Genomic DNA, 26424 nt, shown 5'->3' with positions numbered 1-26424 from the left:
TGAATGTCTGACGCACTCTGGGCCGCTCGGGTTGGCGATGCGTTGTCGCACACCTCAATGATGGCCGACATTCTCGGCGGCGTGCTGGAAGTGGCAGCCAACATTGCCATCGGCGTACTGGCGACCGCTGCGGTGGTCGCGGCGACGGGGATTACGGTGGCCACTGGCGGCATCGGCGCCTGCGTGCTGGGCGCGGTGGTCGGATTGGTTGTCGGCGTGGTGATGAGCAAAACCGGCGCCGACAAGGGCCTCAGTTCGTTGTGCGAGGACATCGGCAACGGCCTGTTCCCGCCCACGCCTCAGGCCACTATTACGACCGGCTCCACCGACACCTTCATCAATGGCATTCCCGCCGCGCGGGCGGCAGGGAGCGTGCCTTCAACGCTTGTGCCAAGTGGGTCCGTACTCAGTGAAAACGTTACCGCCCCGGAGGAGCAGGCACAAGAAGAGCCGACCTTTCTGGACATGGCTCAGGGCTTCTTCTCTCAGCTATGGCGCCCTACCGTGGCGACACCGGGCCCTGGCGTTGTGCCCAAGCCACTGGATCTGGTGGTCTGTAAGCGCCATCCACCCATGCCTCCTCAGTTCCTTGCCGAAGGCTCAGAAAAAGTCACCATCAATGGACAACCTGCGGTGCGCAGCGGCGACCGCAGTACGTGCGATGCCACCGTTGTTTCATCCGGCCTGATCTCACCGAACGTGCGCATTGGCGGCGGCAAAGTGGTGGTGCGCGAAATCCGCAGCGGCAAGACACCGGGCATAGGCTTGGCGATTACCGCGCTGATGATGCTTAAAGGCAGCAAGGGAAAATTTATCAGCAACCTGCCTTGCATGCTCATGGCGGGAGCAAATTCGTTCGTGACCAGCGCGGCAATCAGTGCCGCCAGCAATGCAATTGTCGCCGCCACCAACCCCGTACATGCGGCGACCGGCGCCAAAGTACTGGGCGACATCGACGACCTGGATTTCATTCTGCCAGGTGTATTGCCGATCACGTGGCAGCGTGTTTACAACAGCCGCGATAAGCGCCGCAATGGAATCTTCGGTGCGGGCTGGAGTGTCGCTTTTGAAGTGAGTGTAGAAACGGTTCTGCATGTCGATGGCGGACACACACTGATCTACACCGACGAGCAAGGTCGACGAATTGACATTGGCTGGGTCGCCCCGGGCAGCGCGGTCTATAGCAGCGGCGAGGGGCTTAATGTCCGACGCCATGGCAATGGACAGTTGCTCATCGAAAGCGACGACGGACTGTACCGCCTGTTCGAGCCTGGCGATGGGTCTTTGCTGCGCCTGAGCACGCTGGGTGATCGCAATGACAATCGGATTCACATCGACTACGACGACCAAGGGAGAATAGCCCGCCTTCGCGACGGCTCCGGGCAGTGCACGGCCGAGCTGACTTACGCAACCCAGTGGCCCGGACGACTGCACTGCGTCGAGCGGATATACCCCGACCAAACCCGCGAGCTACTGATCAGCTACGAGCAAGACATTCAGGGTGACCTGGCCGTTGTACGTGACGTGAAAGGGCATCAGCAACGGCGCTTCGTCTACGACAACGCGCGCAGGATGATCGAACACCAGTTGCCGATAGGGCTGCGCTGCTTCTATGACTGGAAAGTGTTCGAGGACGAGCATTCGCGCGTCATCCGACATTGGACCGATGACGGAGACGCGTACACCTTCGACTACGATCTGGATAACGCCAGCTTGCGTATCCACGACAGCCTGAATCGTACCAGCATGCGACGTTGGAATATCGACCTTCAAATCACAGAGCACACCGATAACCTTGGGCAGATCTGGCGCTTCGACTGGGACGATGAACGCCACCTTACGAGGGCTGTGGACCCTGCAGGAGGGCAATGGCAATACAGTTACGATGACTTCGGAAACCTCTGCCAGTCAACTGACCCTATGGGCAGAAGCGAATCGATCGTCTGGCTTTCACACTGGGCACTTCCACTGACAGAAACCAATAGCGCAGGGCACAGCTGGCGCTACCGATACGACGCACGCGGCAACCGTACTCACGAAACTGATCCGTTGGGGCACACCACACGTTATCGATATGACGCATGTGGGAAACCTATAGAGATCATTGATGCCAGCGGTAAACACAACTATTTGAGATGGAACACACTGGGTCAACTGATCGAGCATGTTGACTGTTCGGGTTATCCGACACGCCTTGAGTACAACGTACGCGGCATGCTCTGCGCGAAAATCGATGCGACGGGCGAACGCATCGAATATGAGCACGATGAACTCGGTAGGATGTCGCTGACACGCACCCCTGATGGTCGGACTCAGCACTACCAGCGAAACCCTGGCGGTCAATTGACCGCCGTTATCGACCCGGCTGGGCACTCGACCGTTTATCACTACGATCGGCGTGGCCAGGTGAGTCGACGCATCGACGCCCATGGCCGTACGGTGCACTTCCGTTATGACAGCTTCGGCCGCCTTCTGCAGCTGACCAATGAGAACGGTGAACACTACCGTTTTGCATGGGACTCGGGCGACCGCCTGACCGTGCAGCAAAACCTCGACGGCAGTGCTCGGCGCTATGCTTACGATGCGCTGAACAATGTTGTGCAGACCGAAGATATACCCGCCCCTCAAGGTAACGGCATGGCCGTGGTGCCGACTGCGGCGCTCTCACCGATCGTCCATCGTTTCGAGCGCGACGCGGTCGGCCGCATGCTTGCCAAAACCACCGATGACGGGCGTTATGAATACCAATACGATCCGTTGGATCAACTGCTTGGTGTGAGTTTTACCGACCGCAAAGGCCAGACTCAGGCACTGAAGTTTGCTTACGATCCGCTCGGCCAACTGCTGGAGCAGAGCAGTGCGGCAGGGAATCTGCGGCATCATTACGACGAGCTCGGCAACCTGGCTCAGATGGAGCTGCCCGACGGTCGTTGGTTGAACAACCTGTATTACGGCAGCGGGCATTTGCACCAGATTAATCTGGACGGGCTGGTCATCAGTGACTTCGAGCGTGACCGCCTGCACCGGGAAGTCTCCCGCACCCAAGGGCAGATGCTGACCGTTAGCGATTATGACCGTGGTGCCCGCCTGCGCTCACGCCTTACCCGCAGAGCCAACCAGCCCTCACAACTGCCGGCTCCGGCCCAGCAGCATTTTGATTACGATCCGGGCAATAACCTCGTTGGCCGCCTGGATCGCCAAACCAATGTGACGCAGAACCAGCGTGTGCATTACGACGCAACCGGTCGTATTGTTGCCAGCCAGGAGAGTGTGCACGGCCAGCATGAGACATTCGCCTACGACGCCGCAGCCAACCTGCTCGACGGCCCACGCGTAACGGGCTTGATCGTTCACAACCGACTGTTGACCTATCAGGACAAGCGCTACCGATATGACGCCTGGGGACGCCTGATCGAGAAACGCGTCGGAAAATTTCAGGTTCAGCGTTTCGGCTACGACGCCGAACATCGATTAATCACGGTGTGCACGCAGCGAGGGAACCTAGAAACAATCGTACAGATGGCCTACGACCCGTTAGGTCGGCGCACGGCCAAGATCGAACGCGACCCTCGGGGATACGCGTTAAGCGAAACCCTTTTCGTCTGGGACCGCCTGCGCTTGTTGCAAGAACATCGACACAGTCAGACCAGCCTTTACCTGTATGCCGACGACAGTCATGAACCCCTGGCGCGCATTGATGGCAGCGGCACACTGCAGAAAGTACGCTACTACCACAACAATGTGAATGGTCTTCCCGAACAACTCAGCGAAGCTGATGGACACTCGGTATGGCAGGCGCGTTATCAGGTATGGGGTAACACGCTTGAAGAGGTCCGTGAGCCTTACTTCATCGAAGAGCAGAACCTGCGCTTTCAGGGCCAATACCTGGATCGTGAGATCGGTCTGCACTACAACACCTTTCGCTTCTACGATCCGGACATCGGACGCTTCACCACGCCCGACCCTATCGGCCTGGCGGGTGGTCTAAATCTTTACGCGTACGCACCCAATCCTTTGGCGTGGGTCGACCCGCTTGGCTGGTCATGCTCCTCGGGCGGAAAAACTGCAATTTCACGCAACTCCGCACGCAAGCTTTTAAAAAGTCGCGGTCGTGACAAAAAAGTCAGCAAGAAACGGTCGACAGTTTCGAGGGCCAGATCTACGCGACACGCGGAAAAAAGGTGATGTTTTTACGATCACGGAGGACACGCCCGGGGCAGCTTCTCAGGTGTTTGTGACACGCGGCTCAGCAGGCGCAACGGCCGCTGACAGGCGTGCCAATCTGGCGCTCCCGCCGAACAACTCCGCAACGTATGAAGGTAATATTGCGCTGACCAAAGATCAGGTGTTGCTCGAAGGAAAAGTGGCCCCGCAACTTCAGTGGGGGCAGACAAAACTGGCGGGGGTGGCAGGTCGTCACCTCCGGGGGCAGATACACAGGAGCAACGACGCGACTATGAACATACGGGCATGCAGCGATTTGATTTGCGATCATCTGACGCAATCGTCTTTTCAGAAAGAAGCCGATGAAGTCCGCCAACTGACCGATGCCGTGCTCAACGAGACCGCATCATTGAGCGCGCGACAGGACGCTGCGAAGCAGTTGATCAGCCGATGTCATGTGAAATGGCTTGGCGATTACTTCATTGTGGGCGTCTCGTACGATCAGTGGCTGAAACTGCTGACTCAGTTCAGCAAGCTGTTGAGTAAGGTGTAACGCGTGCTGTCGTTGCCTTATGGGGCACATGGCACGAAGACGCCCCGCAGAGTGTTTTTCATGAGTGCCGTGAATGACTGACGCACTCTGGGCTGCTCGGGTGGGCGATGCCTTATCGCACACCTCAATGATGGCCGACATCCTCGGCGGCGTGCTGGAAGTGGCCGCCAACGTCGCCATCGGCGCGCTGGCCACCGCTGCGGTGGTCGCGGCAACGGGGATTACCGTAGCCACTGGCGGCATCGGCGCCTGCGTGCTGGGCGCGGTGGTCGGACTGGTTGTCGGCGTGGTGATGAGCAAAACCGGCGCCGACAAGGGCCTCAGTTCGTTGTGCGAGGACATCGGCAACGGCCTGTTCCCGCCCACGCCTCAGGCCACTATTACGACCGGCTCCACCGACACCTTCATCAACGGCATTCCCGCCGCGCGGGCGGCAGGGAGCGTGCCGTCGACGCTGGTGCCAGCGGGCTCACCTGATAGTGCAGAAGCCGAGGAGCCCGAATCCCTGGAGGAAACGGGCTTTCTCGACATGGCCAAGGGCTTCTTCGCGCAGATGTGGCGCCCCACTGTCGCGACGCCCGGACCTGGCGTCGTGCCCAAGCCCCTGGACCTGGTGCTCTGCACGCGGCACCCGCCGATGCCGCCCCAGATGCTCGCCGAAGGTTCGGACAAGGTCACCATCAACGGGCAGCCCGCCGTGCGCAGCGGCGACCGCAGTACCTGCGACGCGACCGTCGTGTCCTCTGGCCTCATCTCACCCAACGTGCGCATCGGCGGCGGCAAGGTGGTAGTGCGGGAAATCCGCAGCGGCAAGACGCCCGGGGTGGGCCTGGCGATCACTGCACTGATGATGCTCAAGGGCAGCAAAGGCAAGTTCCTCAGCAACCTGCCGTGCATGCTGCTTAGCGGTGTGAACTCGTTCGTCGTCAGTTCGGCCATGGGCGCGTTGACCAACGCCATCGCCGGTTCGCCAAACCCGGTGCATGCCGCCACCGGCGCCAAAGTCCTCGGCGGTGTTGAAGAGCTGGACTTCGTGCTGCCGGGCATCCTGCCCATTGAGTGGCAGCGTTTTTACAGCAGCCGTGACGAGCGCCGCGATGGCCTGTTCGGCGCGGGCTGGAGCGTGGCATTCGAGGTAAGTGTGCGCATCGAAGCCCACCCGGAGGGTGGCGAACGGCTGATCTACATCGATGAGCAGGCGCGCAGCATCGACATGGGGTCGATCCCGCTCGGCGGCGCGGTATTCAGCGCGGGGGAAGGGCTGGCCGTGAAGCGGCATGGCAATGGCCAGTTGCTGATCGAGAGCGAGGACGGGGTTTATCGGCTGTTTGATCCGACTTCAAGCGATTCTTCGTTGCTGCGCCTGACTCAGTTGGGCGACCGCAACGACAACCGCATTTATCTGGATTACGACGCTGAAGGTCGGCTGATTCAACTGCGCGACACCGTCGACGCTTTATGCGTATCGCTGGTGTATTCGGCGCAATGGCCGCGTCGGGTGGAACGTGTCGAGCGCTTGTTTGGCGATCAAACCCGGGAAGTTCTGGCGAGCTATGCGTACGACGCTGTCGGCGATCTGGCCGAGGTACGCGATGCGCTTGGAGCGGTACAGCGACGTTTTGCTTACGACAGCAGGCGGCGCATGGTCGAGCATCAACTGCCGACCGGCTTGCGCTGCTTTTATGAATGGGCGCTGATTGATGGGCGCGAATGGCGCGTGGTTCATCACTGGACTGACGAGGGCGATGAGTACCGCTTCGACTATGACCTGGGTGCTGGCAGCACGCAGATCACCGACAGCCTGAACCGGCGCAGCACGCGCCTGTGGAACAGTCAGCACCAGATCACCGAGTACACCGACAATCTCGGACAGACCTGGCGGTTTGGCTGGAACGACGAGCGCCAGTTGCTCAGCGCGACCGATCCTTTAGGCGGACAGTGATCGTACAGCTTCGACGACGCCGGAAACCTCAGCGCGACGCAAGATCCGCTGGGGCGCAGCGACTCGACGGTCTGGCTGGAGCACTGGTCGTTGCCCTTGGTCGAAACCGACGCTGCCGGCAACCGTTGGCAATACCGCTACGACCCGCGTGGCAATTGCACCCACGAAACCGACCCGCTGGGGCATGTCACGCGCTATCGCTACGACGGGCGTGGCCAGGTGATCGAGGTCATCGACGCCATCGGTAAGCGCAAACAGCTGCGCTGGAATGAATTCGGTCAATTGATCGAACACGTGGATTGCTCGGGTTATCCGACGGCCTTCAGTTATGACCAACGCGGTTACCTGCAGGGCATCACCGACGCGCTCGGGGAGCGCACGCTTTATCAGCACGACGCGCAGGGGCGGCTGTTGCACAGTCAACTGGCGGACGGTCGGGCTGAACACTACGTGCGTGATGCCAGCGGATTGCTCACCGGTTATACCGACCCGGCCGGCCATACCACGAGCTATGAGTACGACCGCCGGGGTCAGGTGCGACAACGCCTCGACGCCCACAATCGCCAGGTGCAGTTCAGCTACGACGCCTATGGCCGACTGCAGGCGCTGACCAACGAGAATGGCGAGAGTTATCGCTTTGTCTGGGATGCCGCTGATCGGCTGGTGACTCAGCAGGATCTGCATGGCAGCCAGCGGCGCTATGGCTACGACGCGCTGAGTCATCCGGTTCGCGTAGAGCAGTTGCCTGCGCCTGATGAAACCCAGCGTGTTGCGGATTCGATTGTTCACTCACTGGAGCGCGACGGGGCGGGTCGCCTGATCGCCAAGGTCACTGCCGACGGGCGCACTGAGTACCGCTATGACCTGCTGGATCAGCTGACTGAAGTCGCGTTTGCCGATGAGCTTGGTCAGCAACAGACGCTGGGGTTTGCCTACGATGCGATGGGGCAGTTGCTCAGCGAGCACAGGGCGGCTGGCACGTTGCAGCATCACTACGACGAACTGGGGAATCTGACTCAGACGCAACTGCCCGACAGCCGCTGGCTCAATCGCCTGCATTACGGCAGCGGTCATCTGCACCAGATCAATCTCGACGGGCAGGTCATCAGCGACTTCGAGCGTGATCGCCTGCATCGCGAGGTGCTGCGCAGCCAAGGGCAGATCAGCACGCGCAGCCAGTACGACCGCACGGGGCGTCTGCGTTCCCGGTTACGTCGGGCCACGCATCAACCGCCGCAATTGCCTGCCGAATCGAGCAGGGAATTTGAATACGATCCCGCCGACAACCTGATCGGACGACTGAATCGCAACCGCCAGCGTGACCAGCGAACGCTGCTGCACTACGACGCCACGGCACGGATCATGGCCAGTCAGGACAACCTTCAGGGAAACAGCGAAACCTTCGCCTACGACGCCGCCGCCAACCTGCTCGACGGCCCGCAATCCGGTGCCGGGCGGGTCGTGCACAACAGACTGCTGACGTATCAGGACAAGCGTTATCGCTACGACGGCTTCGGGCGGATGATCGAAAAGCGCAGCGCCCGCCACGGCACCCAACGGTTTGCCTACAACGCTGACAGCCGTTTGACCGAAGTGCACAACCCCAACGGCCACGTCGTGCGCATGAGCTACGACCCGCTGGGCCGACGCATCGGCAAAAGCGAACACGACCGAAACGGCCAATTACTCGGCGAAACCCGCTTCACCTGGGACGGTCTGCGCCTGCTGCAAGAACAACGCAACAGCCTGACCAGCCTGTACGTCTATGCCGACGGCAGCCACGAACCCCTCGCCCGCATCGACGGCAGCGGCGCCCTGCAAAAAATTCGCTACTACCACAACGACCTCAACGGCCTGCCCGAGCAGCTGACCGAATCTGACGGGCATGTCGTTTGGCAGGCGCGTTATCAGGTCTGGGGCAACACCGCCGAAGAGGTCCGCGAGCCGTATTTCATCGAGGAACAGAATCTCAGATTTCAGGGCCAATACCTTGATCGCGAAACCGGACTGCATTACAACACCTTCAGGTTTTACGACCCGGACGTGGGAAGGTTCACGACGCCGGATCCGATTGGGTTGGCGGGTGGGATTAATCTCTATCAGTACGCGCCGAATCCGGTTGGGTGGGTGGATCCTCTGGGATGGAAGCCTTGCTTCCGGGACACTAAGGCTCAAGCTCATGCCGAGTCGATTATCAAGAGACATGGTGGTGTTACGGCTGGCGAGAACAGATACAAAATGCCTAACCGACGTGCTGCGCGTCAGGCTGCGTCAGAAATTGCTGGCAACTTGGGCTCGAGACCTCTGCCAATTACCAAAGCAGAATTCCGAGGAGGGCCACCCTCGTGGAAAAACTCTCAAGGAAGGATAGGGATGAAAAACCAGTCAGAGACGTCCGGATGGAGGGATGACTCACCTGGCCATCCCCAACTGGGAGCAGGCCCTCATGTGAACGCCTGGAATAATGAGCAAGGCATCACATCCAACCTTCATTTGGATTACTGATATGAAAAAGCTGGTTGTACGCTCCAGTTCAAATCTGGAAAAAGCTTTAGAGGATAAGGTAGAGCCTTACTGGTACACCGTTCTACGTGATGAACATCAATACTCGATACGGTCAGAAAAAACCCATGGAATCAAGATGCGGCCGAGCTTGAGAAAACGGTATATCTCGCAGACGATTGCGTAATTACGATGCGCCCCGCTCGCTATGCATTAAAAAATGATGGCTCCTACGATTACGAAAAGGACCACTATTTTTTAGAGATTTCGAACCAAGACAGCTCCATAGTATTTAGCTCAGCTCGCGTCTATGTATGGGAGGAAGTGAATAGGTTGGCCGTTTTTTTAAAGGACTTTCTTTCACCGCTGCTACTCGCGTCTGGAAAGTAAAAAAGCTGTAGTTCATCAACTTTCCATTCTTATGACTTAAATAATAAATGTCTAACCCCCTCTACGCAGCCCGCCTGGGCGACGCCCTTTCCCACACCTCGATGATGGCTGACATCCTCGGCGGTGTGCTTGAGGTTGCGGCTAACGTGGCGATCACAGCGCTGGCCACTGCTGCCGTAGTAGCGGCGACGGGGATTACCGTGGCGACCGGCGGGATCGGGGCGTGTGTGTTGGGCGCGGTGATTGGGGTGATTGTCGGCGTTGCCATGAGCAAAACCGGGGCCGACAAGGGGCTGAGTTCGTTATGCGAGGACATTGGCAACGGCCTGTTCCCGCCCACGGTGCAGGCCAATATCCTCACTGGCTCGACCGACACATTCGTCAACGGTGGCGACTCCGGCCCCGGGCGTGGTGCCAAAGCCGCTTGATCTGGTGCTCTGCACGCGCCATCCACCGATGCCGCCGCAGTTCCTCGCCGAGGGTTCGGAGAAGGTGACCATTAACGGCCAGCCTGCCGTGCGCAGCGGTGATCGCAGCACCTGCGATGCAACGGTCGTGTCGTCGGGGCTGATTTCGCCGAACGTGCGCATCGGCGGTGGCAAGGTGGTGGTGCGCGAGATTCGCAGCGGTAAGACGCCGGGCATCGGTCTGGCGATTGCGGCGCTGTTGATGCTCAAGGGCGGTAAAGGCAAGTTCATCAGCAACCTGCCGTGCATGCTGCTCGCGGGCGCCACGTCCTTCGCCACCAGCATGGCCATCGGTGCGCTGACCCGCGCCACCAGCGCATCGCCCAATCCGGTGCACGCGGCCACGGGCGCCAAGGTGCTTGGCGGCGAGGATGATCTGGATTGCGTCTTGCCTGCGCTGCTGCCCATTCACTGGCAGCGCGTTTACAACAGCCGCGATGAGCGACGCGACGGCTTGTTCGGTGTCGGCTGGAGTGTGCGCTTCGAAGTCAGCGTGCAGATCGAGCCGCACCCCGAGGGCGGCGAGCGGTTGATCTATACCGACGAGCAGGGTCGAAGCATCGACCTGGGCTTGATTGCGCCGGGTCAGGCGACGTACAGCGCTGGCGAAGGCCTGAGCGTGCGACGCCATGGCAACGGCCAGTTGCTGATCGAAAGCGAAGAGGGTTTATACCGGCTGTTTGAACCCACGCAAGCGAACCCGAGCCAGCTTCGCCTCAGCCAGTTGGGCGACCGCAACGACAACCGCATTTACCTCGATTACGACGAACAGGGTCGGCTGATTCAACTGCGCGACACCTTCGAACAACCCCGGCTTACGCTGAGTTATGCCGCCACTCATCCACGTCGGGTAGAGCGCATCGAGCGGGTCATTGCGGATCACCCCAATGAGCTGCTGACCCATTACAGCTACGACGCTCGTGGCCAGCTGATCGAGGTCCGCAACACGCTAGGGGTCACACAGCGCCGCTTCGCCTACGACGAGGGGCTGCGCATGAGCGAGCATCAACTCGCGACCGGCCTGCGCTGCTTTTACCAGTGGGAACGTTTTGCCAACGAGTGGCGGGTGTCGCGGCACTGGACCGATGAGGGCGACGAGTATCGCTTCGACTACGACCTTAACGCAGGCATCACTCACGTCACCGACAACCTGAATCGCGTCAGCACGCGACGCTGGAATTCACAGCATCAGATCACCGAATACAGCGATAACCTGAATCAGGTCTGGCGCTTTGAGTGGAACGACGAACGCCAGTTGCTCTGCGCCATCGACCCACAGGACGGGCAGTGGCAATACTCTTACGACGACGCCGGAAACCTGTGCTCGACCCTCGATCCGCTGGGCCGCAGCGAGTCCACCCTGTGGCTGGAACACTGGCCGCTGCCGCTGACTGAGACCGACAGCGCGGGCAATGCCTGGCGTTACCGCTACGATCAGCGCGGCAATCGTACGCATGAAATCGATCCGCTGGGGCACGTTACGCGTTATCGCCACGACGCTCACGGCAAGGTGATCGAAGTCATCGACGCCAGCGGCAAGAGCAAAACCCTGCGCTGGAATGACTTCGGGCAACTGACCGAACACATCGACTGCTCGGGCTATCCGACGCGCTATCAGTACGACCCACGAGGCCAACTGGTCAGCATCACCGATGCACTGGGCGAGCGAACGCAACTGGCCTACGACGCTCAGGGGCATCTGATCAATTACGTGCTGGCCGACGGGCGAACCCAGCAGTATCAACGCAGCGCCAGCGGCCAGTTAACGGACTACGTTGACCCGGCCGGACATAGCAGCCGTTATCAGTACGACCGCCGGGGCAAGGTCCGGCTGCGCATCGATGCTCACGGCAGACAAGTTGAGTTTCTCTACGACGCTTTCGGGCGACTGCAAACGCTGACCAATGAGAACGGCGAGGATTACCGCTTCAGCTGGGACGCCAACGACCGCCTGATTGAACAGCTCGATCTGGATGGCAGCGCCCGCCGTTACACCTACGACGCGCTGAATAATGTCATTCGGGTTGCCTATATTCCCGCGCCCCATGGTTCGGGCCTGGCGCTCGTACCTGACAGCCCTGCGCCGCTGATCATTCATCAGCTTGAGCGCGATGCGGTCGGACGCCTGATCGCCAAGATCACTGACGACGGTCGCACCGAGTACCAGTACAACGCGCTGGATCAGATGTGCTCGGCCCTCTTCATCGGCCGCGACGGCACTCAGGATGCCCTGACGTTCAGGTACAACGCCGCAGGTCAGCTACAGAGCGAACAGAGTGCGGCAGGCACGCTGAATCATCAGTACGACGAACTGGGCAATCTGATCCAGACCCAACTGCCTGACGGGCGCTGGTTGAACCGGCTGTATTACGGCAGTGGACATCTGCATCAGATCAACCTCGATGGCCATGTCGTCAGCGACTTCGAGCGTGATCGCCTGCATCGTGAAGTGCTGCGCACGCAGGGGCACATGTGCCTGCGTCAGGACTTCGACCGCACCGGCCGACTGCGCTCGCGATTGCATCGACCCATCGATCAGCCGTCGCAACTGCCGGCGCCTGAACAGCAGCACTTCGAGTACGACCCGAGCAACAATCTGATCGGCCAATTCGAGCGCCAACCAGCCGGCAACTATCGTCATCTGATGCACTACGACGCGACAGCACGCATTCTCGCCAGCCAGGACAGCGTAGAGGGCCAGCGCGAAACCTTCGCTTACGACGCTGCCGCCAATCTGCTCGATCCTGCGCACCCCGGCGGGTATGTGGTCAACAACAAGCTGTTGACCTGGCAGGACAAGCGCTATCGCTATGACGCCTCTGGCCGGATGGTCGAGAAGCGCAGCGGCAGCCGACGCCTGCAACGCTTCGCCTACGACGCCGAACATCGATTGATCGAGGTCCGCACTCACGACGGCGCGCGTGAAACCGTGGTCAGCATGCAATACGATCCGCTGGGTCGGCGCATCGCCAAAACCGAACGCGACAGCCAGGGTTATTTGTTGGGAGAAACCCGTTTTACGTGGGACGGCCTGCGCCTGCTGCAAGAGCACAAACACAGCCTGAGCAGCCTGTACGTGTACGCCGATGAAACCCATGAGCCTCTGGCCCGCGTCGACGGAGCAGGCGCGCAGCAACGCATTCGTTATTACCAGAACGACCTCAGCGGCATGCCCGAGCAGCTTCACGAGCCCGACGGCCAGACCCTCTGGCGCGCCCGCTATCAGGTATGGGGCAACACGGTTGAGGAAGTTCGGCAGCCCTATTTCATTGAAGAGCAGAACCTCAGATTCCAGGGCCAGTACCTCGATCGCGAGACCGGCCTGCACTACAACACCTTCCGCTTTTACGATCCGGATATCGGCCGCTTCACCACCAAGGACCCGATCGGTTTGCAGGGCGGTTTCAACCTGTACGCCTACTCGCCCAACCCGATCACCTACGTCGATCCGCTTGGCCTGAGCACTGCCCTGGTGCCGTACTGGCCGCCGAACCGTGGCGCCATCGGCCCCATCGACAACATCACGCTGCAGCCGGGCGCGATCATCGACCGTTACGGCTATCCAGGCGGTACGTTCACCTCGCCGGTGGGCATCCCGTACACCATGCGGGCGCTACCGCCGGGCACCCATCTCAAGCCGTACACGGTTTATGAGGTCATGAAGCCGATCCCTAACGTATCCTCCAGCAAAATCGCGCCGTGGTTTGGCGAGCTGGGCTATGGGCGGCAGTTCGAGCTGGATAAATGAGTCCTGTCCTATCTCGATTCCGGGCACTTGGGAGAAGTCAAAAAAGGAGGCAAATGTGGATCGCCGTGAATTGGCCGAACACCTGAAAACCGTCCAGGCCCCCGCCGACAGCTACGCCATCGGCGAAATCCACGACGAAGCGCTCTGCATGGTCGAAGAAAACGGGGGATGGTCGATCTTCTACAGTGAGCGCGAATGGCGCGCCGAAGAGCAGCGCTTCAGCGACGAAAACAGCGCTTGTGAAGCCTTTTTGCAGCGCCTGAAACACATGCTTGGCATGCGCTGAGTCAGCGAGGACAGGACCGGTGCTACGCAACGGTCTTACACCTAACTAACCCGGCGGTTATACAACAAACTTGCTCACCAACCCCTGCAGATGCACACCCAACCGCGCCAGCTCAACGCTTGAAGCTGCTGTCTGTTCACTCGCGGAAGCGGTCTGTTCGGAGATGTCCCTCACACTGAGAACACTGCGGTTTATCTCTTCAGCCACTGCGCTTTGCTCTTCAGCGGACGCCGCGATTTGCTGGTTCATCGACTCGATGGTTGAAATGGAGCGACTAATGTTGCCGATCGAAGCCCCGGCATCCCGCGCCAGCTCCACACTGTTGTCAGTCAGAAGGCGACTGTTTTCCAGGGTGGTCGCAACCTGTGCGGTCCGGCTGTGCAGACCACCGATCAATGTCGCAATTTCTTCAGTCGACGCTTGGGTGCGCTGCGCCAGGCTTCTCACCTCGTCCGCAACAACTGCAAAACCCCGTCCGGCTTCGCCAGCGCGCGCGGCTTCGATGGCGGCATTGAGTGCCAGCAAGTTGGTTTGCTCGGCGACAGCCTTGATCACGTCAAGCACGCCGCCGATCTTGTTGCTCTCTTGCTTGAGCTCATCCATGGCGGTTTTCGAATGACCCACTTCGGTTGCGAGCTTTTCGATCTGAAGCACTGCCTTGGCGACCACTGCATCGCCATCGCGGGCTTCTTTGGAGGCGCTGACCGCCGCATCTGACGCCTGCTCTGCATTCCTCGCCACTTCCTGAACCGTGGCGGCCATTTGGTTCATGGCTGTTGCGACCTGATCAGTTTCGGTTCGCTGGCTGTTAACGCCCGCGCTGGTCTGCTCGGTCACCGCCGACAGCTGTTCGGCAGCGCTCGCGATCTGGGTGACGCTATCACGCAGTCCACCCATCAATTGCCGCAGATTTGTGGTCATTCTGTGCATGCTGGTTTGCAACAGACCCAGCTCATCTCGTCTTACCGTGACTTCGCTGTAGGTCAGATCGCCGTTTGCTACTCGATCAGCCAATTGCAGCGCCTCGCGAAGCGGTCCCACGATGAGGCGGGTGATGACCCATGCAGCCAGTGCGCTGATGATGAGCGCAATGCTGAGCCATATGATCAACATCTTGTTGGCTTGACCCACGTCCTCAATACGCAGCGAGACCTGGTTCTGTGCCAACAGATCGGCGGAGGCCAGCAGGACTTCGATGTTTTTCGTGATACCTGCTTGTCCCTGGTTGATCGCGACCTGTGCTTCTGAAAACTGAGCAATGGCGGCCTGGTATTTACTCAGTGAAGCCTGGAGGCCCTTGATGGCATCAGGTTGAAATCCGGCGGCTTGCAGGGATTGGACGTTGTTCATGACTGCGGCGATTGAAGCGATTGCCAACTGCTGCGCTTCGGGCTTGAGCGTGAAGGTGTACCCACGCACATCAAAGCGCATTTTCTGAAAAAGCGTCAGTGCTTGCCCGATTGCATCTCGCTGTGCGGACGTGCCCTCTGGCGAATTGGAGAGGGTGGCTAAACGTAGCAGCACCTCCAGGGCCTCATCGGCGGCGCTGCCAGACACGGCTCGACTTGCTTCACGCGTATGGGTCGCATTGATGATGTCGTTGTAAAAACCTTTATAGACCGTCATCGCGGCTGTCGCCGTCTTTACATGGGGAATATTGAGATCGGAATCCAGAATCTGGCGCAAATAAGCCAAATGAGCGTCTAGGTTGTCATAGGCTTTTAGCCAGGTGGCAGCGTTGGCGTCGTCGGAATTCTGGCCATAAACCAGCCGGGCGATGCGCATGTCCCGCGTCAGCGTTGTGAGCTTGGCGATGTCAGACACACGCTCACTCCGCTCGCTGAGTGATGAGATTCCTCTCCAGCCCGTGAAGGCGATAAGCACAGTAAATATGATCACCAGGGTGAATCCGAGTACGAGCTTCGACCTGACAGTCATATTGATCAATATATTCTTTAACATGGCGCCCTCTGAAAGTTATAGGTGTTCACATAGGAGAGGGCTACTCCATGCCATTCCTAACCCCATAAAATTCGGCCACCCGCGAAGAAACTTTAGTGGAAAAGCACCTTTTTTAGATGCTGTAGGGCCAATAATATATTTTCATGGCCGAAACTATCCCAAGCCAGAAGTTCAATTTATTCGCCGTTTTTTTGTTACATCGACGGACGGCAGTTTGGCCCGGAGGCTTTGGATCCAGCTGGGCTCAGGCAGGGTGGACTTATGTTTGGCCCAAACCAAAAGCGGCAGGATTGGGCCTTTCCGAGCTGATCAGTCAAGAAACTTCTTCATCGCTGGATGGTAGAAGTTAAGCCAAACACCAAAGACACTTACTCTTTCCAGTGAGCGTGGGTCCCGCTAATCACATAACAACTCTGAGTTTGAATATTTAGTGCCGTCGGCATTGAACAAATCAGCCCTCACACTTGTCGCTTTAGTTGAGCCCCCTTAACAAAGCCCGCGAGGTTTTTACCGTTCAGAACTATGACTTGGCAAGCGGTTAGAATCCAACAAGCTCACTTCAGCATACCGGCTGACTGCACCAGCTTCAGACCCATTCCACGCGCTCGGGAATGGCTTGGATCAACTGCTCTCGGTCTCTTCCAGGCAGTGCTCTGAGGTGATGCTGCGCGTCAATTAAACGGTAACGTTCAGTTAAATCGACGCAGGCATGCGCCGTCCTCTACCCTTTTAAACTGACCAGGAAGGCGCTTTGTGGATCACACGACTGCTTTACCCATTGTGGTTGCCGGCGCCTCAGGAGACTTGGGCCAACGCGTAGTCCGGGCGCTGGTTAAGCGCGGCGCCCATGTCCTCGCGCTGGTTAGGCCAGGCACTGAACAAGCCCGGCTGACGGGTCTGCGCAGCAGCGGCGTCACCGTCACGCCCGTTTCCTTGGATGACGCTCAAGGCCTGCGCGGCGCCATTGCCGGCTCAGGTTGCGTGGTGTCCACGCTCAACGGCCTGGAAGCGGTAATCATCGAGCAGCAAGGCAGGCTGTTGCAGGCCGCTGTTGCCGCTGGGGTCCCCAGGTTTATTCCCTCGGATTATTCGCTCGACTACACCCGCACCCGTCCTGGGGAGAACCGCAACCTGGACCTTCGCCGACGCTTCGCCACCCGTCTCGATACAGCCGACATCGCCGTCACCTCAATCCTCAACGGTGGCTTTCTGGAGCTGCTCGAAGGCGACGCGCCTATTGTGCTCCCCGGCCGCCGAGTGCTGCATTTCGGCGACGCGCAACAGCTGCTGGACTTCACTGCCAAGGACGACGTCGCTGCCTTCACTGCCGATGCCGCGCTCGATCACAACACGCCGCGTTTCCTGCGCATTGCCGGCAACAGCGTCTCCCCCGCGCAGATTGCCAACATCCTCACCGCGTTGACCGGGCAGCGCTACCGCACATTGCGCCCGGGGAATATCGGCACGCTGTCCGCCCTGATCTACATGGTGCGTGCGCTCACGCCTGCCAGCGAGAAGCCCTTCCCCGCCTGGCAAGGCATGCAATACCTGCGAGACATGATGAGTGGGCGCGGCAAGCTGCTCAATCTGGACAACGACCGTTATGGCCAACGTGAATGGGCATCCGTCCGTGACATATTGGCCCGTACTCATGTGCAAGGGATCAAGCAATGACACACCCTATCGAATCGTTTCCTCTTCAAATTCCCCAGGCGCAACTCGACGACCTGGCCCAGCGCCTGGCGCAAACCCGCTGGCCTGACCCGGAAACCGTCTCCGACAACAGCCAGGGGCCACGGCTTGAACGCCTTCGCGCGCTGGTCGAACGCTGGAGCAACGGTTATGACTGGCGCGCGACTGAAGCGCAGCTCAACCAATGGAACAGCAGCCGGACTGAGATCGACGGTCTTGGCATTCACTTTCTTCACATACGCTCGCCCCACCCTGACGCCCTGCCCTTGCTGATGACCCACGGCTGGCCTGGCTCCATTCTGGAGTTCAGGGCGATGGTTGGGCCACTTACCGACCCGACCGCCCATGGCGGCGACGCCAGCGATGCATTCCATTTGGTGATCCCCGCACTTCCAGGGTTTGGTTTCAGTGATAAACCACGTTCACCCGGCTGGGGCGTAGGCAAGACCGCTTCGGCCTGGGCGCAATTGATGGACCGCTTGGGATATGGCCAGCGCTGGGCCGCCCAGGGTGGGGATTGGGGCGCGGCAGTGACTACCGCTCTTGGGCACATGCGTCCGCCTGGCCTGATCGGTATTCACCTGAATATGGTGATGTACCAACCCACTGAAGATGAAATCGCGCAGGCCACCCCTGAAGAGCAACGCATGCTGGCTGATGCGCAACGCTATGAGCGAGAGCTGTCCGGGTACATGAAGGTGCAAAGCACCCGGCCGCAGTCGATAGGCTTCGGCCTGGCAGATTCGCCCGTTGGCCTGGCGGCGTGGATTTACGCGCTGTTCCAGGATGCCTCCGACAGCGGCGCAGAGCCCGAGCGAGTCATTGAGGTCGATGCGTTGATCGACGACATCATGCTGTACTGGCTGCCCAATGCGGGACCCAGCTCGGTCCGGTTCTATTGGGAAGGGATGCGCGAAATGCAACAGCAAGGCCCTGCACGCGCCATACCCATCCCGGCAGGCGTGAGCATGTTCCCGGGCGAGCTACTTCGTCTGTCCCGGCGCTGGGCAGAGGCGCGTTTCGACGACCTGCGATTCTTCGCAGAGGCCGAGCACGGTGGCCACTTCGCTGCCATGGAGAACCCGACAACGCTCACCGAGCATGTGCGAGAGACCTTTCGCCTGCTCCGTTAATGTATCCGCCGCGCGCTGCCGCCTGCCGCCGCCAGCCCGTCATCGTCCAATGCTCTGTCTAAAGCCGCGCCACCTGTCGCCGATACGCCTTACCTAGAGCGTCATTTTCATTTATTCGGACAGTCACACAGCAGTCCCGCAAGGAGCATATTCGGCATGATCGTCGGTATAGATCTCGGCACCACCAACAGTCTGGTCGCCGTATGGCGCGATGGCGGCACGCAACTGGTCAGCAATGCGCTGGGTGAACTGCTGACGCCCAGCGTCGTCGGGCTGGATGACGACGGACAGGTGTTGGTGGGCAAGGCAGCCCAGGAACGTCTGCAAACTCATCCGGGCACAACCACGGCGCTGTTCAAGCGGCACATGGGCAGCGCGCATGAAGTGAAGCTCGGCGCGCGCAAATATCGCCCGGAAGAGCTGTCGGCGCTGGTGCTGAAAAGCCTGAAAGCAGACGTCGAGCGGGCGTTCGGCGAGCCGGTGACTGAAGCGGTAATCAGCGTGCCGGCGTATTTCAGCGATGCGCAGCGCAAGGCCACAAAAGTGGCCGGCGAACTGGCGGGCCTGAAGGTCGAGAAACTCATCAATGAACCGACCGCGGCAGCCTTGGCCTACGGGCTGCATCAGAAAGAAGGCGAGACGTCGTTTCTGGTGTTCGACCTGGGCGGAGGGACATTCGATGTGTCGATCCTGGAGCTGTTCGACGGCGTCATGGAGGTGCGCGCCAGCGCCGGGGATAACTTCCTCGGCGGCGAGGACTTTGACAATGTGCTGCTTGAGCATTTCGTGGCGCTGCACAAGCAAGAGAGTGAATTTCCACCTGCATTGACGGTGAAGCAATCCCTTCGCCGCGAAGCCGAGCGCGTACGTAAAGCGCTGGGGCAGGAAGCGAGTGTTGATTTCGTGCTGCGTCATGGCGATCGCGAGTGGCGCAAGCCAGTGACCCAGGAGCAACTGATCGAGCTCTACGCGCCCCTGCTGGACCGTCTGCGCGCCCCGATTGAACGAGCGCTGCGTGACGCGCGCATCCGTGTTGCCGATCTGGATGAAATCCTGCTGGTGGGCGGCACCACGCGCATGCCGCTGATCCGTAAACTGACGGCCAGCCTGTTCGGCCGCTTCCCGTCCATCACGCTCAACCCCGACGAGGTGGTCGCTCAAGGCGCAGCAATTCAGGCCGCCCTGAAAGCGCGCGACTCGGCGCTGGAGGAAGTGGTGCTGACGGATGTGTGCCCGTACACGCTGGGCATCGAGACCACCCAACGCATCGGCGAGCATTTCGAAAGCGGCCATTACCTGCCGATTATCGAGCGCAATACCGTCGTTCCGGTGAGCCGGGTCAGGACTGTCAGCACCCTGAGCGATCATCAGCAATTCGTCATTGTGAGGATATTTCAGGGCGAGAGCCGCAAGGTGAAGGACAACGTGGCCCTGGGCGAACTCGAGATCAAGGTGCCTCGCCGTCCTGCTGGTGAAGTCAACCTGGACGTGCGGTTTACCTACGACAACAACGGCATTCTCGAAGCCGACGTGCGCATTCCGATGACCGGAGAAGCGCATACGCTGGTGATCGAAAACAACCCCGGCGTGCTGACGCCTGCCGAGATTCAGGAGCGCCTTAAAGCCCTCGACTCGTTGAAGACGCATCCTCGCGAGCAGCAAGTGAACACGCACATGACTGCAAAGCTCGAGCGTCTGTATCAGGAGTACCTGGGTGAGGCGCGCGAGATGGTCGGGGCATGGGCCAGCCAGTTTCAGCACGTGCTCGAAACCCAGGATGAACGGCAGATCAGCGAGGTGCGCAAGCGGCTGACCGAGCAGGTCGAACGCTTCGAGCGAGGGGAATGGTAAGCGCCATGAACCCTTGGACTTTGCTGGGCCTGAACGACGATGCCGATGAGCGGACCGTCAAACGTCAATACGCAAAACTGTTGAAGGTCACACGACCGGACGAGGATCCGGAGGCGTTTCAGCGCCTGCGGGAAGCCTACGAGCGAGCGCTTGATTGGTCGCGAAATCGTGCCGACGAAGACGATGAGTTCGACTCGCCTGCGGTGACCATCGGCCAGACATCGGCGCACTCGGTCGAGACGGTAACGTCAGCGCACACTACGGCCGATCTGGTTCAGCCGGCACCGGATGCCGAAGCCATGGCGCGGCAGGCTGCACGCGTGCTGGTGGAAGAGACCACCGCAGAAAATCTGCCGCGCCAGCATCAGCGCGCTGTGGAACAAGGCTGCGATTTGCCCTTCCAGCAACGCTTGCTTGATCGGTGTCTGGAAGCAAATTCGTCTAACGGCGATGTGCTTGAAGCCGCTATCAACCAGCTGCAATGGCTGACGCCCTGGCAGTCGTTACGCATCAGCGCAGACCGGGAAATCCAGCTGACCCAGCGGCTGCTCGACAGCGAAGGCGCGCGGCTCGAACGCGCGCTGGCCGAAGGCAAAGAGCGCCAGTTTCTTGCGGCGTTGCAGGCGCTGGCTCAGCAACCGTGGCTGGCCTCGCTGGAACGCCGCGATCAGCTGCAGCGCTGGGTCATGTTCTTTCTGCACAATCACAAAGGCTGGACGGCTGCGCTGTTCGACAGGGTCTGCGAGCTTTTTGGTTGGGACGACCGCAAGGGCGTATTTCCCGAGCCGGAGTTTATCTGGCGGAATTTGATCGAACGATGCGAGAAGTACGCCTACATCGAACATTGGCAGCGCCTGCTGGCGGGCGGCAAGACTGACAGCGTCGAAGAGAAGGCAGCGCGGCTGGTGCTCCAGCCGGGGCGCAAGGTCGATCGGCTGCGACTGGCGAGATTCTGCAGCGCGGACGTATGGATCGCCTGCGAGCGCCTGTGCTCGACGAGCAACAATCGCTATCCGGAAATGCTCGACGTCTTCCCCGAGGCGGATCTGCAGAGCTGGCGAACCTTGCGGGTTGAGCCGATGAACCCGGCTGTCTGGATATGGATCGGCTGGGTACTTTTCACGGCCTTCTACGTGATTCCAGACCAGATGATGAAAGGCATTTCTGATGGCGTGGGAGTGGCGCTGACATTACTGCTGTTCCCGCTTTTCATGAGTTTCCTGTCCGAGATTGCCATGCGCGGCTGGCGCCCGGTGTGCCTGGCAATCGAAGACGCAGATGAATGGCTCAGCGACCTGCTGCTTCCGGAGTGGCTGCATTGGCCGGCGTCGCAGGCACTCCTGATTCGGCACGGCGTGCCGCTGGTGCTGACCGGGATGTTGATCTCGTCTCAAGGCCTTGCCCCTGGGATGTGTTACACGCTGCTGATGCTGGCCTGGATCTTTCTGTCGCCCTATCGCCACCCGCAGATTTACGCCCCGATTCGCGAAGCGGTGAGGACGTTCCTGCACCTAAACGCGCGCAAAATATTCCTGTCGATCATCGTCATCGCGGCCTCTGCGATCTATTTCAGTCTCTACCCGCTGGCACCGAAGCCGGTGCCGACCTCCAGCTCCGGACAAGTTGCGAAAGCGCTGCCCGGCCAGCTTGATTGCAGCAGCGAGCAGGCAATGGATTTAATGGACAAGGAGTGCAGAAACGCGGTGCTGCCTGAGCGTTGCGCGAACTATTCGCGAGAGCAGAAGATCAGCCAGTGCTGGCGGCTTCGAACCCGGTTGCAGCGTGAACTGGACAGTCAGGCGTCGCCCGGCCATTAGTCTGGACTGGCCAGCGCATTCGACATGGAGTACACGTGTCGGATGCTCTGGCTCGCTGATTCCAGCCCGTCACGATTTCTAAGACGCCGGGTTGATCAGGGGAACAATGAGCGCTGAGGGAGCTCACACCTCTTGCCTTTGAACCGTCCTGTTGGTGACCCCTCTATGGAACACGTACTTCCGGAAGCCTGGCTGAACGCATTGCCGTTGCCTTGGCTCAACACCCTCGTGGCCGCCGCCGTCGCGATTGGCATCGCACTGTTGGGACGCTGGATTGCGCTGGTCTTGCTCCGCCGCGTCGCGAAATCCTTCGTCTTCGCCCAGCAGCTCCTCCATCGCGCCGAGCCGCCGACCTTGTGGCTGATCCCGCTACTGGCCCTGCAAACCGTCTGGACCTCCGCCCCCGATGATCTGATGTTGATCAACGGCGTGCGGCATCTGAACGGCATGCTGGTGGTGGCCGGGTTCACCTGGCTGGCGCTGAGTTGCGTGAAGGCCATCGGCGAAGCGGTCGCGATCCGAAACCCGCTGGACATCGAAGACAATCTCCAGGCCCGCCGCATCCAGACCCAAGTGCGGGTGCTGGTGCGCTGCCTGAATGTGCTGGTGCTGTTGTTCGGCACCGGATTGATTCTGATGAGTTTCCCGCCAGTGCGACAGATCGGCACGAGTCTGCTGGCATCGGCAGGGCTCGCAGGACTGGCCGCCGGTTTCGCCGCCAAGCCGGTGCTGGGCAACTTGATCGCAGGGCTGCAGATCGCAATCTCTCAGCCGATTCGCCTGGATGACGTTGTGATCGTTGAGGGTGAGTGGGGTCGCATCGAGGAGATCAGCGGCACGTACGTGGTGCTGAAGATCTGGGATGAGCGGCGGATGGTGATTCCGCTGCAGTACTTCATCGAGAAGCCCTTCCAGAACTGGACCCGCAGCACGTCGAGCCTGATTGGCTCGGTGTTTTTGTGGGTGGATTACGCGTTGCCACTGGAGGAGTTGCGCGAAGAGGCGGAGCGCATCTGCAAGGAAATCCCGCACCTCTGGGATGGCCGCGTCTGCGTGTTGCAGGTGACTGACACCACCGCCAAGGCGATGCAATTGCGGGTGTTGTTGAGTTCGGCGGACTCATCACGCAGCTGGGATGCGCGATGCCACATGCGCGAGCGGCTGATCAGTTTCGTCGCCCGGCAATATCCGCAGTGCCTGCCTCAGCTGCGTGCGGAGATGTCCTCGCGCACCGTGCAGCCGGAGCGCGAAGGCCACGAAGCGCCCACAGAAATCGCGCGCCAGCCGCCGGTTTGAACACCTTGTGGGAGCGAGCTTGCTCGCGAAGGCGGCGTTTCTAGCGCAAAAGACTCAGCGGATAAAAGGCCTCTTCGTGAGCAAGCTCACTCCCACGTGGACAGCGTCTGCTGATAGACCGCGCGGCATCAGGAGGGCTGGCGATCTCCCACAAAAGACAGGTGGCGTAGCGCCCGAATGGGCGCCACGCCGCCCATTCACTGCCCGCCGCTGAACATCACAAACTTGCCCATCATCATTGCGGCAAACTGTTGCGCCGGCATCTTCACGCCGTTGAAGTCCACCACGTCGTTGGCGTAATGCAGGCTGGAGACGATGTTGTCGCCCTCGACCTTGCCCACTTGCAACATGACCGCCATGCCACCCACCGATTCCGCTGCGCCCTGCGCCTGTTGCGCGATGGCGGCAGGGTCGGTCAGACCGGCAGACTTGGCACGCAGTGCGGCCAGGTCCTTGATCATCGGCTTGGAGAGCACCAGTTTGGCGTCAAGCTGAGTGAGCAACTGCTTGAGCAATTCCGCACCCGGCTGATCAAGCGCCGAAGGGTTGCCCAGGTCCATCGACAAGCTGAACTGGCTCTCGCCGCTGGCTGTTTTCAGCGAAAGCTTCTCCAGTTCGATGTGCGGCTTGGCGCTCAGCAGTTTGCTGACCTCGGCCTGCACCAGCGCCTCATCAGCCGGGCTCAAATGCGGCGTGTAGGTTTCACCCATCGCTGCGGCGGCCTGGGCTTGAGGCTGAACTTTCTCCTGATAGATCTTCATCAGCGCCTGGGTTGACGCGATGTCGAAATTGCCGAACTTCCAGAGCATCTGCATGGCGCCGATGTCGCTGCCGTTGAAGCTGATGTTGCCGACGTCATAGGTCACCTGAGCATTCAAGTTGCCTTCCACTTCCTGCAACAGGCTGGTGTTGACGAAGTCCTTGAGCTGAATGGCCGGTTGGCCCGCCGCCTGGAATGTCGCCGAGGCGATTTTCGCGTCGGTATGACCCAGGTAGAAACCCGATTTGCCCTTGGTGCCACCGGTGTTGAAGGTGAAGTCCTTGAGCGTCAGGTGCACAGGGCCTTCTTCGGAAGTTGCGGTGACGTCGACGCTGCCCAGTACACCGTTGGCTTCGAGCTTCTGGCCGTCACCCGAGCCCGAGGCATTCAGGGTGAAACCGGAAAACTTGAACGCGCCGGTCTGATCGGTGAATTCAAACGGCAGCAACTCAACACGACCCAATGCGGCGCGGTCGTAGCCCATGCTGAAGTGGCCGGTCAGCGGCGGCTGGCCGTTGGTCATGGCAAACCATTTTTCGGAGAAGGCGTTCTTTTCGATCTGCATGTTGCTGGCCGCCATCACCGGCAGCAGTTGCAGCGACTTTACGCGGCTCCAGGGCAGTGGGCCGTGCTCGATGTTATCGACAAACAGCAGCTCGACCGGCTGACCGTCATTGAATTTGGGGTCCTGGATGTTCAGCTTGTAGTGCGCGGTGCTGGTGAAGAAGTGGCGGTCCAGAGAAAGGAGCTCAACACTCGCCTTGCCTTCATGGCCGACAAACGCAGCTTGAAGCTGCTGATTGCCCTGCTGGATGGCGTCGTTGAGCGCGCCTTCCAGCCGTTTTCCGGTGTACCAGGCGCCTGCGGTGATAAGAACGCCCGCAACCACAATGACGCCTACGGCGATGTTGACTGATTTTTTCATGTGTCGACTCGAAGATGTCCGTTCTTGAAGAGAGGTCTTGCCTTCCTTGACCCCGGAGGGTTTCGGCGCCACACAAAGCGGCCGTGCAGCACCTTGCGCTGCCGAGAGCCCGGCGAGATTAGCACTTGGCGAGAACGTTTTGCAGCCGTTGCGCCTAGCCACGGCGTTCGCCGAAGCGTTAGGCTGGACGCCAATTTGCTAACGGGATCGATGAGATGAGCGAAGTGCAAAAGCCCAAGGGTCCGGTCAAAGCGGTGATCTTCGACATGGACGGCCTGCTGCTGGACACCGAAGGCATCTATACCGAGGTGACCGACATCATCGCCAAGCGGTATGGCAAGACGTTCGACTGGGCCGTGAAGCAGCATTCCATTGGCCGCGGCTCTCAGGATTTCGCCGAATACGTGATCAGCGCACTCGAGCTGCCGATGTCTCCCGAGGAGTTCCTGACCGTTCGCCAACCGATGCTGGACGAGCGCTTCCCGCACGCCGTGCCGATGCGTGGCGCCGAGGCACTGGTGCGGCATCTTGCCGAGCACAACATTCCGATCGCGGTGGGCACCAGCTCATCCCTTCACTATTTCCACGCGAAGACGAGCAATCACCGCGCCTGGTTTGAGCTGTTTAGAGACGTGGTGACGGCGGATCACGCCGAGGTCACGGCGGCCAAGCCTGCGCCGGATATCTTCCTGGCTGCAGCGCGCCACTTGGGCGTGGACCCGAAGGATTGCATTGTGTTTGAGGATTCCCCTTTTGGCGTCACCGCTGCCAAGACCGCAGGGATGTACGCCGTGGCCGTGCCAGACTCGCACATGCCGATCGAGCAGTACGCGCATGCGGACCTGATATTGGGTTCGCTGACCGAGTTTCCGCTGGAGGATTGGGGTTTGCCGGGGTTTTCCCGCTGATCACGCTATAGGTGTAGGAGCGCGCTTG

At 59.9% G+C, this 26424-nt stretch carries 11 protein-coding genes and 2 pseudogenes; 11 read left to right on the top strand and 2 right to left on the bottom strand.

What is annotated here, in order from left to right; translation table 11 throughout:
- Positions 1-3: 3 nt before the first annotated feature.
- The 5 genes and pseudogenes from JN403_RS05260 (at position 4) to JN403_RS05240 (ending at position 14052) form a co-directional block, all read left to right on the top strand.
- Complete coding sequence (locus JN403_RS05260) at positions 4-4185, top strand: RHS repeat-associated core domain-containing protein (RefSeq protein WP_205485869.1); 4182 nt, start codon at positions 4-6, stop codon at positions 4183-4185.
- 43 nt (positions 4186-4228) lie between these two features.
- Positions 4229-4717 (top strand): hypothetical protein, encoded by a 489-nt coding sequence (locus tag JN403_RS05255; protein WP_205485868.1) that lies wholly within the window; start codon positions 4229-4231, stop codon positions 4715-4717.
- Between the two features lie 73 nt (positions 4718-4790).
- Positions 4791-8804, top strand: a pseudogene (locus JN403_RS05250) (RHS repeat-associated core domain-containing protein); the annotation flags it as partial.
- A 794-nt stretch (positions 8805-9598) separates the two neighbouring features.
- Positions 9599-13766: pseudogene (locus JN403_RS05245) on the top strand (RHS repeat-associated core domain-containing protein).
- 55 nt (positions 13767-13821) lie between these two features.
- Entirely contained in the window at positions 13822-14052 is a 231-nt protein-coding gene (locus tag JN403_RS05240) for a hypothetical protein (protein WP_205485867.1), read from the top strand.
- A gap of 57 nt (positions 14053-14109) precedes the next feature.
- Here JN403_RS05240 and JN403_RS05235 read toward each other — a convergent pair whose 3' ends face one another.
- Positions 14110-16014 (bottom strand): methyl-accepting chemotaxis protein, encoded by a 1905-nt coding sequence (locus tag JN403_RS05235; protein WP_205485866.1) that lies wholly within the window; start codon positions 16012-16014, stop codon positions 14110-14112.
- 753 nt (positions 16015-16767) lie between these two features.
- Here JN403_RS05235 and JN403_RS05230 point away from each other — a divergent pair.
- The 5 genes from JN403_RS05230 to JN403_RS05210 all read left to right on the top strand — a co-directional run bounded on the left by JN403_RS05230 (position 16768) and on the right by JN403_RS05210 (position 23803).
- Positions 16768-17688 (top strand): NmrA family NAD(P)-binding protein, encoded by a 921-nt coding sequence (locus JN403_RS05230; RefSeq protein ID WP_205485857.1) that lies wholly within the window; start codon positions 16768-16770, stop codon positions 17686-17688.
- The gene (locus JN403_RS05225; protein WP_205485848.1) at positions 17685-18839 is read left to right on the top strand and encodes an epoxide hydrolase family protein; all 1155 of its coding nucleotides are present in this window, start codon (positions 17685-17687) and stop codon (positions 18837-18839) included. The genes JN403_RS05230 and JN403_RS05225 overlap by 4 nt, the downstream gene beginning before the upstream one ends.
- Before the next feature lie 156 nt (positions 18840-18995).
- Positions 18996-20690: a molecular chaperone HscC gene (locus tag JN403_RS05220; RefSeq protein WP_205485846.1), complete on the top strand. Its 1695-nt coding sequence runs from the start codon at positions 18996-18998 to the stop codon at positions 20688-20690.
- A 5-nt stretch (positions 20691-20695) separates the two neighbouring features.
- Positions 20696-22507 carry a J domain-containing protein gene (locus JN403_RS05215; RefSeq protein WP_205485844.1) on the top strand — a complete coding sequence of 604 codons (1812 nt, stop codon included), beginning with the start codon at positions 20696-20698 and terminating at the stop codon, positions 22505-22507.
- A gap of 165 nt (positions 22508-22672) precedes the next feature.
- Positions 22673-23803, top strand: a complete 1131-nt coding sequence (locus JN403_RS05210; RefSeq protein WP_205485841.1) for a mechanosensitive ion channel family protein — start codon at positions 22673-22675, stop codon at positions 23801-23803.
- A gap of 197 nt (positions 23804-24000) precedes the next feature.
- Here JN403_RS05210 and JN403_RS05205 read toward each other — a convergent pair whose 3' ends face one another.
- Positions 24001-25488 (bottom strand): YdgA family protein, encoded by a 1488-nt coding sequence (locus JN403_RS05205; protein ID WP_205485839.1) that lies wholly within the window; start codon positions 25486-25488, stop codon positions 24001-24003.
- A gap of 215 nt (positions 25489-25703) precedes the next feature.
- On the opposite strand from JN403_RS05205, the gene JN403_RS05200 reads away from it, so the two are divergent.
- Positions 25704-26396, top strand: a complete 693-nt coding sequence (locus tag JN403_RS05200) for an HAD-IA family hydrolase (protein WP_205485836.1) — start codon at positions 25704-25706, stop codon at positions 26394-26396.
- Positions 26397-26424 lie beyond the last annotated feature (28 nt).

Origin of the sequence: Pseudomonas sp. 15A4, assembly GCF_016925575.1 — a bacterium.
Lineage (GTDB): Bacteria > Pseudomonadota > Gammaproteobacteria > Pseudomonadales > Pseudomonadaceae > Aquipseudomonas.
The sequence above is the reverse complement of the archived record's forward strand: the minus strand, read 5'-3'. Positions and strand labels throughout refer to the sequence as shown.

What these genes read in the sequence shown, in the direction of transcription:
- JN403_RS05260 (WP_205485869.1), top strand. Translation starts at nt 4, where the DNA reads ATGTCTGACGCACTCTGGGCCGCTCGGGTTGGCGATGCGTTGTCGCAC.
- JN403_RS05235 (WP_205485866.1), bottom strand. Translation starts at nt 16,014, where the DNA reads ATGTTAAAGAATATATTGATCAATATGACTGTCAGGTCGAAGCTCGTA.
- JN403_RS05225 (WP_205485848.1), top strand. Translation starts at nt 17,685, where the DNA reads ATGACACACCCTATCGAATCGTTTCCTCTTCAAATTCCCCAGGCGCAA.
- JN403_RS05220 (WP_205485846.1), top strand. Translation starts at nt 18,996, where the DNA reads ATGATCGTCGGTATAGATCTCGGCACCACCAACAGTCTGGTCGCCGTA.
- JN403_RS05215 (WP_205485844.1), top strand. Translation starts at nt 20,696, where the DNA reads ATGAACCCTTGGACTTTGCTGGGCCTGAACGACGATGCCGATGAGCGG.
- JN403_RS05210 (WP_205485841.1), top strand. Translation starts at nt 22,673, where the DNA reads ATGGAACACGTACTTCCGGAAGCCTGGCTGAACGCATTGCCGTTGCCT.
- JN403_RS05205 (WP_205485839.1), bottom strand. Translation starts at nt 25,488, where the DNA reads ATGAAAAAATCAGTCAACATCGCCGTAGGCGTCATTGTGGTTGCGGGC.
- JN403_RS05200 (WP_205485836.1), top strand. Translation starts at nt 25,704, where the DNA reads ATGAGCGAAGTGCAAAAGCCCAAGGGTCCGGTCAAAGCGGTGATCTTC.